Source organism: Gordonia aurantiaca, from assembly GCF_039939235.1.
GTDB lineage: Bacteria > Actinomycetota > Actinomycetes > Mycobacteriales > Mycobacteriaceae > Gordonia.
Genome location: NZ_JBDUUF010000001.1, coordinates 1076957 through 1090980, shown reverse-complemented (window position 1 = coordinate 1090980; position 14024 = coordinate 1076957). Strand labels below are relative to the sequence as shown.

At 63.2% G+C, this 14024-nt stretch carries 6 protein-coding genes; all 6 read right to left on the bottom strand.

Features of this window, described 5'->3' with window-relative positions; all coding sequences use genetic code 11:
• Nucleotides 1-510: 510 nt before the first annotated feature.
• Nucleotides 511-1575: a DUF3644 domain-containing protein gene (locus ABFT43_RS04950; protein WP_347959226.1), complete on the bottom strand. Its 1065-nt coding sequence runs from the start codon at nucleotides 1573-1575 to the stop codon at nucleotides 511-513.
• 5 nt (nucleotides 1576-1580) lie between these two features.
• A complete protein-coding gene (locus tag ABFT43_RS04945) occupies nucleotides 1581-2972 on the bottom strand; it encodes a Shedu immune nuclease family protein (RefSeq protein ID WP_347959225.1) in 1392 nt (463 codons plus the stop codon).
• Nucleotides 2973-2980: 8 nt separating this feature from the next.
• Entirely contained in the window at nucleotides 2981-6382 is a 3402-nt protein-coding gene (locus tag ABFT43_RS04940; protein ID WP_347959224.1) for a Swt1 family HEPN domain-containing protein, read from the bottom strand.
• A gap of 61 nt (nucleotides 6383-6443) precedes the next feature.
• Nucleotides 6444-7562, bottom strand: a complete 1119-nt coding sequence (locus ABFT43_RS04935; protein ID WP_347959223.1) for a PDDEXK nuclease domain-containing protein — start codon at nucleotides 7560-7562, stop codon at nucleotides 6444-6446.
• 3 nt (nucleotides 7563-7565) lie between these two features.
• The gene (locus ABFT43_RS04930; RefSeq protein WP_347959222.1) at nucleotides 7566-10406 is read right to left on the bottom strand and encodes a DUF1156 domain-containing protein; all 2841 of its coding nucleotides are present in this window, start codon (nucleotides 10404-10406) and stop codon (nucleotides 7566-7568) included.
• Entirely contained in the window at nucleotides 10403-13999 is a 3597-nt protein-coding gene (locus ABFT43_RS04925; protein WP_347959221.1) for a helicase-related protein, read from the bottom strand. Before ABFT43_RS04925 ends, ABFT43_RS04930 begins: the two co-directional genes overlap by 4 nt.
• Nucleotides 14000-14024 lie beyond the last annotated feature (25 nt).

The window sequence follows — 14024 nt, the reverse complement described above, 5'->3', positions numbered from 1 at the left end:
ATGCCGCGTTGATCTGTCTGGCACGCCGTCGCTGCGACGTCCTCTACGCCATGCTCAAGAACAAGACCTTCTACCGCACCCCCGCTGCTGCCCCCGCTTGACGAAACCATAGGGACACCCCCCGAGACGCACTGAACCCCAAGACACAGAGAACCCCGGGTCGCGTGGCAACCCGGGGTTCTCTCCGGTGGACGCAATGGAGCACTACGGGAACAGGCGACCACGGGTCGAGAGGCTTGTTTCCGCATGGGATCAAGGCGTCGGTAGGGATGCCGGGCCCAAGGGCGAGGTCGACGACCCGCTGATCGACGCGTCGGTGGAACCAACGAAACGACCTCGAACACGCCTCACCGACACCGAAGTAGACGCTATGCGAACAGTCCGCGCGCAGGGCGTGAGCGTGAACGCACTGGCCCGCCGGTTCGGAGTTCACCGGGGCACGGTGTGGGCGAAGACGCGGGCTACGAAAGACTGACGAAAGCCCCACACACGAAGTCACCGTTGCAGTCCTCACGTCTGCGCCGGCAGTTTCACGGTAGGCGGACGGCTCAGCAGAGCTTGGTACTTCTCTGCGGTATCCACCGCATCGGCCATCCGTTCCACAAGCTTTGGCCGATAGACGAACTGCTTGAAGGCAGGTGAGTAGAGGCAGTAGCCGTCCGATTTTGGCAACTGTTCCTTGTCGCCACTCTTGGCTGGCCCGATCTGCCATTCCTTGCGGATACGCGTGAAGTCGTTGACGCTGAACTTGAAGGCGATGCGCTCCTCTACCGCGGCGGCGGCGGCCTTGGGGAGCATCTCATCGCCGTAGATCGCCTCACGGTACTTCTCCGCGACGATGACGCTACCTTCCTGGCCGAGAAGAGCTTGAAGTTCCTCCTCGCTGAGTTCATCTTGCCGTACGAAGTTCAGAGCGAGGTCTGCTTCCGTCTTGGGTCCCTTCATGGGAAGCAACAAGAGCCGGTAGGCATAGCGCTCATCGCTTCGCACGTCATCTGGTAAGCCGCCCTGGAACTCAGTGATGAACGTGGAGACGCTAGTTGGCAGACCTCGACGGAGATTGCGTTGTTCCTCGTATCTCGTTGGGCTCAGCGACTGCACGAAGACCGGGAACTTCAGCTCTGAACCCAGAGTCTCGCTTGTGCCGAATCTCCGGATCAGTTCTGCCTCGAAGTTGATGATGCAGGCGTGCGCCTCTGCAGCTGTTGCTACCAGGACTGAGTCTTGGAAGCGGTGCTCCACGTGGTTCCGAAGCCCGACGAAGAACTCGATGTTCGCTCTGATTGGATCGTTGTCCTTGAACTCGTGCTTGAGGCACTGGCTCAGGTCCCAGGTCTTCTTGGAACCGTCCGGGTTCCTCTTGAAGTGGCGTCGGCCGCCCGACTCACGATAGAAGATTTCCGCCTTGCGGCGCATTCGGTCGGCGTGAAGTAGGTTCTGCCAGGCGAGGTGGATGTGGACGATGAAGTCGCTGAAGCTCCTCCGATCGCCGGGACGGTTGTAGAAGTCGATCGCGACGAGGGCCTGTCGCCGAGCCTCGTCGAGCGTGTGCCTCCATGCGGGCGGACGTGCCATCTCGATCAGACCTCCTCGGCCTCGGGTGAGACCGGTGTGAGGAAGTCACGGAGGAGTCTCAGTCGCTCAAGAATCTCGTCGTAGGTCACGATGGTCACGCTGCGGGAGTTCGCGCGATACAGCTCGAATGACTTTTGTCTTGCCGGATCGCTGGCAGGGGGTGTGCGTCCGGCAACCACAAAGCAGGAGATTGCGTAGGACTCCAAGTCCCACTGACGCGAGCTCTCCTTCAGTCCGGTGAGGTTCTTCGTCAGGTTGTACGCCTGATCGAGCACCTGGGAGACTGCGCCGTTGAGTTCCTTCGATGGACCGAACACACCCTGTCGGTACTCACGAGCCTCCAGCAGCTGCGTGGTTGGCTTCTTGATCTCCACCAGAGCGACGTTGTTCGTGAGCGAGTTTTTGAACATGTAGTCCGCGATTTTGTCGCCGCTTCCCGACAGGCCGCGACCGCCTACCGTTGCTCCGGAGCGCACACTGACCATCGGGGCTCCGAAGACCTGTTGCAGCGCGAAGGCGTTGTCGTCGAAAAAGGCCTGCCAGTACGGCTCGGCCCTGCCCTGTTCCAAAGCCTCTGCGTACGCCTCGATGAGGTGGTCAAGACTGACGAGATCGATGTCTCGTTTGAGTTTCTGAAACTTCTGGGGTGATTCCGCTGCTATCGCTGCCGACTCGGACGCGACCGCTTCGACCAAAGCATCACGTTCTACGCTACTGAGTTCTTCGATCCCGTTGGCGGCCTTCGCGATCACGCGCGAGTCCGGGTGTCGCCCAAGCGAGAACTCTGCGCTGGCGAGACCAAGTGTCGTAGCGAGGTTGTTGTGTACGAAGACGTCCTTGACTCGACCCGCCGCACGATTTCCTCGGTCGTTGATTCGACCGATCTCGGCCCAGATCGCAGCGAAGCGCGATAGGCCGAGGTGGAACTCTGTCCCGTCGATGGCGGCACTGTTGCCGTCGGTGAAGATGATCTCTGTGCAAGGAGTGTTGGCTTCGATCAACCGAATCAACCGGTTGCAATCCTTGAGCAACCCGAGGCCGTAGGCGAAGTCCTTGACGAATCCGGGCGGTAGCGTCTCAAAGATTGACTCCAAATCGGAGCCCTCGTAGTACTCATCCAGCAACGACGTTTCCAGGGAAAGCGTCTGCACCTGGTCGTACTTCGGGCCAAGGTAGTCGCTGTGGTTTGAGAGCGTGTTGATGGGGTGAATCTTCAGGATTCCCGCCCCGGCGTCGAACTCGACGAGCTTCACACCATCAGCCAGACGCCGGTGCGCCGGCGACTCTTCATGCGGTAGCTCGGCCGGAACGAAGAAGGCCTCAACCCGGCCATCCTCATTCGCCGTGCGGACGTCAAGGTGACCGATGTTCGTCTGGTCGTTTCCGAATCGCGCCACCGCTACCCTCAGCTCTTCTCGAAGCCGGAGCTGGGGTCGAACTTGAGGACGCGGGCGTTCTCGCCGATGGTGCGAACCTCGGCCTCGTCGAAACCCTCCGGCTTAGTGGCCTGGATGTCGATGGTGATCTCAAGCCAAGCGCCTGCCCCAGCAAGGCGGTCGATCACCTCGCGGGTCACGTTGCCGATGTCGCGGGCGTAACGGTCGGGGTCGATCTTCACCGATCCGAAGAACCGGGAAAGGACTGCCTCCAGTGCAGGCTCGGCCTCGGACGGCTCATCGCCCTCGGCGGACGAGCTGCCCGTCCACACGAAGTCAACCGGCCCGACGGGAGCGGACTCGCCGTCAGTTGTGGAGGTGTTCATCGCAGCCTCGCGTGTAGCTGCGATCCGGTCAGCCTCGGCCTGCTTCTGGGCGCGCTCGGTTTCGATGAGCAGGGTGCTGTCGGTGACCTGAATCCGTGTGTTCGGGTTCGGTGCCACGAGCAGGCCGCGATAGCGACCGGTTTCGGGGTCTTTCCCTGATGCGATGGCGAACCGTTCGTTGTCGACGAGCACCGCCGAGAGCGACTGTTCGATAGCGGTATCGAGCACTTCGCGCCGGACGAGGCGTGGTAGGTAGATGTAGCGGGTGAAGTAGCCCCACAACTCGCCGACGGTGATCTCGCCGACATCTCGCCACAGCGCGCCGAGCTCGTTGTGCAGGGTGGCCCCGAGAATGGGGGCGCCGAAGTCGGTGACGAGCTGGTCCTCACGTCCGAGCTTGGCGCTGACGCGCTCGGCCAGCGATCGACCGCCGGAGTCGGGCACCCTGTCGGCGATCAGCTCGAACGGCTTGGTCGGGTCGAACTGCTCCGGGTAGACGGCCCAGACGAAGGTATCGCCGATGCGATCCGAGACGGTCTGATCGAGCCGAGCTACCCAGTCGTCGGTCTGCTTGCGCTGCTGTGCGGAGAGGTTGAGGCTGTCGCTGGTTGCCTGCACTCGCTTCCAGCCGAGGTAGCTGCGGGTTGCGGCTTCGAGGCTCTCCAGCTCGCTCTTGTCGGCGAGCAGGAAGATCAGCGTGTTGCGGTGGATGCGCTGGCTCGCGCCCTTGCTCTCGATAGCGTCGCGAACCCAGGCGTGCGCAGCCGAGTCGGCGCCGTCCTGCTTGCGGCGTGCGTGTCGAGGGTGGGCGATCACCAGGCGCGTGTCCTCAAGGTCCGGGATGTCGGCGGACGAGGATGGCGCGATGTGGACCCGATCGAACACACCGCGCACGCGCTCTTCGCCTTGGAGGCGGCGAGTGATCTCGTTCCAGACCGTCTCGACATCCTCGCGGAGCCGCTCGGCGTAGTCGTTCGCGGTCTTGGTGACCGAGGGCTGGGTGTCGAACCAGTAGTGCCCCTGTTCTTCGTAGAAGTAGGTGGAGCGTTGAGCAAGTAGCTCGACGGCGCTGCCGAAGTTACCGAGCGTGTCACCGGGAACTGCGGTGCCGAGCCAGAGGTACTGCTTGTCGAGCCCTTTGCGGGTGCTCTTGATCCTGGGGGCGGCGCCCATGAAGATCGTGCGTGCGATGCGCTGGGTGATGAACCGCTGGCCGAGGTTAGGGCGGTCGAGGTCGATCTGCTGCGCGGTCGATCCAGGGCCGTCAATGTCGGAGTCGATGATCGGCTTCCACTGATCTTCGAGGTACTGCGTCAGGTCCGTGTTCACGGTCGTCGCATCCAGCGGCACGTTGCCCGGCAGGATCAGCGGCGAGGCATCGTTCGATGCCCACAGCTCGTGCACGATCGACGAAACGAGCTTCAACACGCCACGGGTGCGCTGGAACCGCTCCAGGGTCGACCAGTCCTCATACAAGCGGTCCAGCAGCTCGGGATGCAGCGGGTACGAGGCGCGGATGCGCTTCTCATACTCGTCGTTCGGCGACGCCGCTTCGCGCGGGAACAGCGCAGTGTTGTTGCGGTAGAGGTTCGTGAAGCTGCGTGCCACGGCCGCTATGGTCGTGAGTCCTTCGGCGTTCGGAGCCTGGAACAGTCGGCGGCGGACGATCTCGAACGACTCGTCCTTGCTCGACGGCCGCCACTGGTCCGCGACACGGCGGATCACGTTCTGGAGGCGTTCGAGAGCGAGCTGCCCGTTCGCGCCACCGATCTCGATGTCGCTGCCGCGCCCTTCGTTGCCGGTGTCGGATGCCGGGATCGAGACCACGAGCATCACGCCCGGCACGGAGCGCACGATCTCGGTCAGCGACTGAGCGAAGGTGAACTGCGTCTCGAACGACCCGGACGGCAGTTCCTTGTCGGTAACGAGCTGGCGCGCGTACGCCACCCACTCGTCGATCAGGATCAGCGACGGCGAGTAGCGCACGATCAGTGTGCGCAGCGCCTCGCCGGGGTTGGTGCCGGCGCGATCGTCCTCGGCGATCAGGTCGTAGGCTTCACGCCCGCCGAGCTGCCAGGCCAGTTCGCCCCAGAGCGTGCGAACCTCGGTGCCGTCATCCTTGATGATTGGCGAGCCGGCCTTCAGGTAGGTGCCGACGAGCGCGACCCGTCGGACATCGAGCGAGCCGAGGTCGGGGTTGCCATTCTCAGCGATGAGTTCCTGAAGCTCCTGCGGGAAGTCCTTGACCGGAGTGCCGCTGAACAGGTGATAGAGCGCCAGCATCGAGTGGGTCTTGCCGCCGCCGAAGTTGGTCTGGAGGTTCACCACTGGGCTCGCGCCTGCCTCACCGTTCAGGCGGCGCAGCGCCCGCGACAGCAGGTCACGCAAGCCTTCGGTGAGGTAGGTGCGGGTGAAGAACTCGACCGGATCGCCATACTCGGGGCTCGTCGCCTGACCGGTGTGCACCAGATGAAGGTCGGCTGCGAACTCCGAGGCGGTGAACGCGCCGCGCGCCACGTCATCGTGGGGCCTGATCACCTCACGCCACGGACGCAGCCCGGATCCAGGTTCGAGCGACACCTTCGTACGCTTCACCTGCTTGCGGGTCTGGTCCTCGAACACCGTGCGCTGGAGATCGACGCGAAGTTTCCGCACATCCTCGGCAGAATCGACCGCGCCGACCGCGTGCAGCAGACGCTCGATCGTATCGAGCGCACGCGATGCGTCATCGGAGCTGAAGGGCTCGTTGTGTGCCCACAGGTTCCGGGTCTCGCGCAGCTCGGATGCGAAGCCCTGCTGGGCACGGGAGAGCACGTCTTTGAAGTGGTAGCCCTGCTCGGTGATCGCACGGAGCTGCACCTGAACGTCGTGCTTGGTCAGTGTGCGCAGCGGCCCGCCTCGTCGCTGCGCGTCCTCCTTCGCCCATGCGGCCGGCCAGTCAGCAGTCTGGTAAGCCCGCGTCATGACGTCATCGACCACGTCGAGGAGCCCTTCAGAGAGCAGGTCGAACGCTTTGCCTACGCGATCTCGGTTGTTCATCGCCATCGTTGTCTCCTAGGACCCGCTACTGACTGCCGACGAGGCGGCATCCAGCGCCAGCCGATTCCTACTCATCACTGTCTTCTTCCGCCGCTGCGGTGAGCTGTCTCCGCGCGATCCGCTCCTGTGCCTCCCGGTAGACCGCTTGGATTCGGGCTTGGAGCTCCGCCTTCGGTGGCAGGGTCGTCCAGTCTTCGGTGACCACGATCCCGTCCTTGTGTAGTTCGAGCAGCTCGATCTGGTCACGGCTCGCCTCGGTACACAGGATGAGGCCGATGGGCGGATTCTCGTCTGCCTGGCGCTCGTGCCGGTCCAGCCACTTCAGGTAGAAGTTCATCTGCCCCTGGTAGCTCGGCTTGAACTTGCCGACTTTCAGCTCCACCGCGATCAGCCGACGCAGTGGACGGGAGTAGAACAGCAGGTCGAGGTAGTAGTCGTCTCCGTCGAAGGTCATGCGCTTCTGGCGTTCGACGAACGCCCATCCGCGACCGACCTCCAACAGGAACGCCTCCATGTCGTGGCGCAGAGCCGCTTCGAGGTCGCGCTCCAAGAAGGTGTCGGCCATCCCGAGCATGTCCAGCAGCATCGGGTCGCGGAAGGTATCCAGTGGGACTGCGGAGCCTTCGGGAATTTGCGAGTCGGCGATCTCGCGGCGTTCGAATGCTTTGCGGGAGATCGCGTGACGCAGCTCACGGACGCTGAGGTGGCGGTCGATGATCTCCTTCACGTAGAAGGCTCGTGCGTCGTCGGTTGCGAGCGGCAGCAGTTCGCGGAAGTGGGTCCAACTGACGTGTTGCGCCAGTGACGCAACAAGTTCGGGTTCGGTGAACTGCTGGGAGAACCGCACCATCCGATACAGGTTCGTTCGGTCGTAGCCTCGGCCGTACCGTGAGGTCAGTTGTTGCGCCAGTGATGCAACAAGTTCCTGGTCGTGCCCGGCGCGTCCTTCGCGCAGCACGGCCACGTCGATCAGTCGACCGATGTACCAGTTCCGCAGTGTCAAGGTGGCGTTCACCAGCGCGGTCGCGAACGCCTGCGCCTGGTCGATCAGAGCCGACACCTGCTCTACGAGTGCGCCGCCCTCGGCGCTGACCGACTCCGCGAAGTCACGGAACGGAGTCAAGTCAGCGCTAGAGCGGCGCGCTGCTGCGTCGCCGCGTTGTGCGTGATCTCGACTACCTGGCATGAGCTAGTCCTCGTCGAAGTCGAACGCCTGCTGTGACGAGCGTGGCGTCGCGGCGTACTTGCGCGCCTGCTCGTTCACGTCACCCCAGGCGCTCACCAAGCCGTTGAAGAGAATGGCGTCCTTCGTGTCCTTCTTCTTCTCGGCTTCGTGGAACAGCAGGAAGCCCAGTTCCTTTACCGCATCTAGGTTCACGCGTGTCTGTACTGCGGGCAGTAGCTCCGCCACTTTGTCGGCGCCGTCTTTTGCCATCGCCGAGGCGAGGCGTACTGTCGCCTCCCACACGCTGACGTGTTCGTCGGCTGCGGGGTCCCAGGCGCTTTCGAGCTGAGATGGGGACAGCAGGCGTGCCTTGCCGCCTTTGGCCTCGAAGATGCCGCCACGCTCGAGCGTGCTGATGGAGGTGTCTGAGGATCGGGCGAGCTGGTCGGCGATGCCGGAGCTTTCCTGCGTCCAGCCGTACTGCCGATACCACTTGACGGCGAAGCGTGTGTCGGGGTCGAAGTCGGACTCCTGTTCTCCGAGCACTTCGTCAAGTGTCGCATTGATGAGGAGGAGCGCATCTTTCACGCTCATGTCGGAGCCGTCTGCCTCACGCACCCGGGAGTAGCGGGAGAAGACGGAGATGCCAGGGCCGATCGCCGCCTGGGCGAGGTCTACTGGCGCGATCGCACCCTGCATGAGCGTCCGCAACGCCTCGGGCAGCTCGGACTTGAGCGCCGCGACGAACGAGCGGCGCGTTGTGGCGGGAGCGTCCGTGGGTCGCGGACGGCACGCCAGCACGATGGAGGACGCGAGAGCGTTAGTCCCACTCGCAATCAGTCGATTACCGGTTTCTGTGCGCATGGGCCACGTGGCGGTGATCTCCCATCCTGCTTCGATGAGGCCATCGAGAAGTGTGTGCCAGCCAGTGGATGAAGTTCCGTCAGACTTCGCTTCCTGCTGCTTGTAAGCATAATAAACGGTCATTGGTACATCAGGGACTGCTCCCGAACGCACGCGCGCAAAGACCGAGTTGAATCCCTCAATAAAGAACTTCTCGGCGCCAGCCTTTCCATCATGTCGATACGGATTGGCTACGAGCTCCTCGGCCTTTGGTGTGAGCATGGTGCCAACGGTTTTCGACTGAATTGATCCGAGCGACCTGCGGAGCCAAACGTAGAAGAAGTCCGACAGGTCAGAGTACCCAATGTTGTCGTAGTAGGGCGGGTCCGTTGAAACCACCATGCCCGAGTAGTCTCGACTTGCTGCATCCAATTGGTCTGCGGCACCAAATGTCTTGGCTGGAGTGTGCGCGATTGCCTTGCATATGTAGTCAAATTGGCTCTGCATACTTCCTGTAGAGGTCGAGAGCACATTGCTTTCCGCGAAGTCCCAAACCATGGGCAGCGCCTGTCTACCAAAGGTATTGCGGACCTTTGGGTTTGACGAGTCCCAAGAAGCAAGTGACGAAGAACGATCCGCTGTCCGGCTCACACCAAGTGCAAGGTAGGTAGCGACAGCGTCTGCGTAGGCTTCGGCGCCGGTGCCGCCGTTTTCGAGGCGGTCGCTGTGCGGGAGGCCGGCAGCCAGTGCGTCCGCGAGCGCCTTCTCGCGGGCTTCTGCGACGAGGTCGCTCAGCGTGGTGAGCGCCACCAACTGCCGATTCGTGAACAGGTCCGCCCAAGTGGTCAAACCGTAGTTCGGTGTCTTGAAGTCTCTCGGGTTCTTCGGTAAATCTCCCTCAGGGACGTCGAGAGGTTTTGTAACTGCTGCCAGCTGAACATGCTCACGTGTTGGCGACACATACACACGTCCTCTTGATGCCTCGCCAACCACAGCAATGAGGTGCACACCCATTTTCCCGGCGCGGCCCTGTTCCCGGATGTAGTTCAGGGACATCGGCGTGCCATCACTAATAGCTATGCCGCCTTGCCGTCCGACCGTGCCGTCCTCGTCGCCCGTGGGCCCATTTGCGTCGTGGCGCACCTCGTAGTGCACTTCGCCGTCCACCACTGACGCGTGTACCCAGGCTTCCTTGCCCTTCTTCTTGCTCAGCCACCACGAGCGCACGAGGGGTACCTCGATCGGGTTTGCGGGGTTGGGGCTCTTCACGGTGCGGGCCCAGATCCACGCGATGACCGGGTGTTCAGTGCCGCCTTCAGCCTTCACCTTCGGGTAGAGGTGGCCGATTCTCCGTTCGGCCTCGTCACGCATCCAGGTGCCATACCGTCGGACATCTTCGGCGAGACCTTCGGCGCGATGCCATCCGGTCATGTTCGAGCTCGCCGCCCCTGGGAAGACCGGTGGCATGCCTGCAAACTTCGGCGGTATCTCGATGAGCGCCTTATTGATGAGCACTGCCAGCGGGTTCAGGTCGCTGGCGTGGGCTTCAAGGCCCAGGCGCTGCGCTTCAAGCGGGATTGCACCGCCACCCGCGAACGGGTCAAGCACGGCCGGCAGCTCGCCGTTGTTGCTCTTGCGGATCTCCTCGCGAGCCTGCGCGAGCAGCTTCTCGTCGTTGCTGTTCTCCCACACGACGAGCTTCTCAAGTAGCGCATGCAGCCTTGCACGCTCAGCGTCTTGTGCTTCGACGGTGGGAAACTCTTCAGGCCGAGACGACGGATCATCCACGAGCTGCGCGAACAAGACAGCACGGGCAGCCGCGAGCGGCCGACGCGCCCAGTACAGGTGCAGCGTCGAAGGGTGCCCGTGCCGGATTGACTTCTCTCGTGACGCTTCTGCGTTGATCGCCTCAAGCGGCAACGAGACCTCGATGAGCTTCTTCTTGGGGGCAGTAGTCACGGTGCTTCTCTCGCTGGCGGTGGTCTGATGGTCGATGGCCCGGTCGTGACGGAGCTGGGTCATCGCGGTGGCCCTCCGCGCTCCCAATAGTCGTGCCAGACCTCGTTGTAGGAGCGGGTTGTCGCCGATGGTTCGATATGGCTGAAGGCATTGCGCACGTAACGCAGCTGGTCTCGTGCAGCGCCGTCGACCGAAACCTCGACCAGAGCGAGCCGGTGCCGGTCACCCTGGGTCTGAGCGAAGGTGACCTCGTTCGTGGTGATCGTGAAAGTATCGGAACCTTCGATGCGGCCCTTGACCTCGATGTAGTAGACGAAGCCAGCGCTATCGGTGGACTGGACGTCGTAGCCGGGGTTGTTGCGCGGCATCTCCACCGGTTCGCGGCCGAGTGCTCGCTCGGCGGCGAGCACGGCTTCGACTGCTCGACGCTCAACTTCCTCGGTCTGGTGGGCGAAGGTCTGCGCTTCAGGCTCGGCGTCGGTCGCGAGAAGCGTGCTAGGGATGACGAGCGCGGCGCCACGGATCACAGCGGGCACGGCAACAAGGTTGCTGGCCTCATCGAGCTGTTTGAGCCGGCGGCTCAGTCGCTCATCAAGCTGTCGTGCGCGGACGAGCGCAGTCTCGGCGCGCAGACGCCCGACAGTGCCTCCTCGTTCGAGTGCTTCGAGACGGTTGTGTTCTCGATCCCAATGGTTGATCTCTGCCAGCAGCCGATCCTTCACCTGTGCGCGAGTACGGGCCGTCTCGGCATCGAGACGAGCCTTGATCTCGTGCATGCGTGGCTGCAGTCCTTCACGGTACGCCCAAGCGCGCACCACCCGCTCGTGGTTCTGCCGCGCCCAGTCACTGCCAGCGATCGCAGCGATCGCTTCAGCTTCCTCAGGTTCAGGCCTGTCGTAGTCGAGGTAGGGAGGTGCCGCAGAAACCGTGACGGCGCCATGCTGCTCCAGCAGCGGGTAGTCGAAGTGGTGGGAGACCGTGTCGCCTGCCGTGTTCTCGATGCGCTGCTCGACGCTGAACATCAGCATCGGCGCATCTGTCTGCTTAGTGCGCCGATCGACCAGCACCGTGCCCTGTTTAAGTGTCGGGCCCAGGTCGTCGATCGTGGCCTCGATCACGGCATGCAGCAGCGGGTGGCCCGGTGCGATGAGGGAAGCGGCGGCGAGACCGTCGGGGCGCATGCGTGAGAGTTCGAAGGTGATGCGCTCATACTGCTCGGTGACGGGTGCCCACCTGTTGAGGCGACGCGCGGTGTCGATCACGCGGGCCGGGACGCGGGTGATCTCGTAGCGTCCCTGCTCTCGCTTGCGGATGCGCCCGCCGAGCCGCTCGAACGCTGGGATAAAGAACGCGGCAATGTAACCGGGCTGGAGACGCCGTTCGCGGGCCTTCTCCATCCGTGCCCGGACTTCGTCGAGGTTGAGCGCGGAGAACATCTCGGGGTGGAGTGCACGCTCAGCAAGCATCTCGTCCAGGCCGTGGGAGACGCCGGCGTCGATGATCCGGTCGAGCTTGGCCTTCACCTGGGGCTGGTCGCCGTAACGGATCGCCTCGATCAGCAGGTCACGCAGCGACCGCTCCTGGAAGGCGTCGGCGTCGCCGAGCACGTTGAACAGGTTGCCGTTGTAGGCGATCGACATCTGGTCGATCTTCGCTAGCAGCCGGGTGAACACGTCGCCCTCGCGGGTGTCTTTGGCAACCATGTTCCACAGGTGGCAGACCTCGCGCTGGCCGATGCGGTGGATGCGGCCGAAACGCTGCTCGATGCGGTTCGGGTTCCACGGCAGGTCGTAGTTCACCATCAGGTGCGCACGTTGAAGGTTCAACCCTTCACCTGCGGCGTCGGTGGCGAGGAGAACCACAGTGTCGGGGTTGTGGGTGAAGCGTTCGCGTGCGAGCTTGCGGTCTTCGCGGCGGGTGCCGCCGTGGATCGTGATGACCGAATCGGCGCGGCCGAACTGGGCGGTGATCTTGGATTGCAGGTAGTCAAGCGTGTCGCGGTGCTCGGTGAAGATGATGATCTTGCGCGCGTCGCCGGAGCCGTCGTGGGTCAGGAGCTGCTCGTCGAGGATGGTGCGCAGCTGCACCCACTTCTTGTCATCGTCTTGCAGCCGGACGCGCCGAGCGACCTTGATGAGGTCTTCGAGGATCGCGATCTCAGCTTGCAGCTCGGGAATCGTCTGCGCGGCCGTGGCGAGATCGACAACCTGATCTGCCTGTTCCTCAAACTGGGCGCGTTCCTCGTCAGTTGTCTCTTCGTCGAAGTCGTCGAAGTCGTCGACCGAGAACGCGGGTAGTGCGTCGCTTCCGAAATCGAGCGGGGTCTTGGCCGTGGTCCATTCGTGGATGTGTGAGGCGATGGAGGTGCTGAAGCGTGCGTCGTCGGTGATGCGCTGCATCTCGCGCAGTTTCGCGTCGAGGCGCTGCTGGCGTCGTTCCAGGGACCGCAGAATCGCTTCGGGGCTTGAAGCCAAGCGACGCTGCAGCACGGTGAGCGCAAACCCGACATTGTTGCCGCGCTTCTTGTCACCGGCCTGGGCGATCCGCTCAGCACGCCCCATCTCAGTGCGAACGTAGTCGGTGACCTGTTCGTAGAGGTCGCGTTCGGCGGGGCTCAGCTCGTACTCGACGGTGTATGCCCTGCGTTCGGGAAACAGCGGCTTGCCCTCGAAGGTAAGCAGGTCTTCCTTCACCATGCGGCGCATCAGGCCATGGGTGTCGGTGCGGTGGACGCCTTGCCGGTACTGGCCCTCGAAGCGGTCGCGATCCAGCAGCGACATGAACAGCTGGAAGTCCTCTTCCTTGCCCGCGTGCGGGGTCGCGGTCATCAGCAGGAAGTTGTGCGCGGTCTCCGACAGGAGGCGGCCGAGCTTAAAACGCTTGGTCTCATCGACCTCGCCCGCCCAGGACGAGTAGTGGGCCGACATGCGATGGGCCTCGTCAACGACCGCGACATCCCAGGTCACCTCGCCGAGCTGCTCGGTCAGGTCTTCGCTGCGGGAGAGCTGGTCCATGCGAGCGATCAGGAACGGGTGCTCGGCGAAGACGTTGCGACCCTGGGCATCATCGACCATCTGTCGGCTGAACACTTCGAAGCGCAGGTCGAACTTCTGCGACAGTTCTTCGCGCCACTGCTCGACCAGCCCGCCGGGAGCGACGATGATCGCGCGCTCGCAGTCCGAGCGCAGGATCAGTTCCTTGAGGTACAGCCCGGCCATGATCGTCTTGCCCGCGCCCGGGTCGTCGGCCAGCAGGAACCTCAGCGGGATGCGCGGCAGCAGTTCCTCGTAGACGGCGCGAATCTGGTGCGGCAGCGGGTCAACGTCCGAGCTGTTGACCGCGACCATCGGGTCATACAGTGCCGCGTACTTGATCCGCAGGGCCTCGGCCGCGAGGCGGAACTCATCCGGGTCCGCGTCAAATGCAGGCGCCGAGTCGAAGTCGCCCGCGACCTCGAAGCGTGCCGCGTCCGCGTCGGTGATCGCGCGAGCGCCGCTGCGACCGGAGTCGTCACGGTAGAAGACCTCGAACAGCTCGGCGTCGATAGGGTCGATGGCGATCAGGGTTACCGTCTGCCCAGGCACCAGGCCGCGGAGGCGCTGGCCCGCGCGCAACGTCGCGAGCGTTAACGTTGCGTCTGTCGTCGCTTCTGTCACGAGGTGCCTCCTTCCGATTTTGGGC

What these genes read in the sequence shown, in the direction of transcription:
- ABFT43_RS04930 (WP_347959222.1), bottom strand. Translation starts at nt 10,406, where the DNA reads ATGACCCAGCTCCGTCACGACCGGGCCATCGACCATCAGACCACCGCC.
- ABFT43_RS04950 (WP_347959226.1), bottom strand. Translation starts at nt 1,575, where the DNA reads ATGGCACGTCCGCCCGCATGGAGGCACACGCTCGACGAGGCTCGGCGA.
- ABFT43_RS04935 (WP_347959223.1), bottom strand. Translation starts at nt 7,562, where the DNA reads ATGCCAGGTAGTCGAGATCACGCACAACGCGGCGACGCAGCAGCGCGC.
- ABFT43_RS04940 (WP_347959224.1), bottom strand. Translation starts at nt 6,382, where the DNA reads ATGGCGATGAACAACCGAGATCGCGTAGGCAAAGCGTTCGACCTGCTC.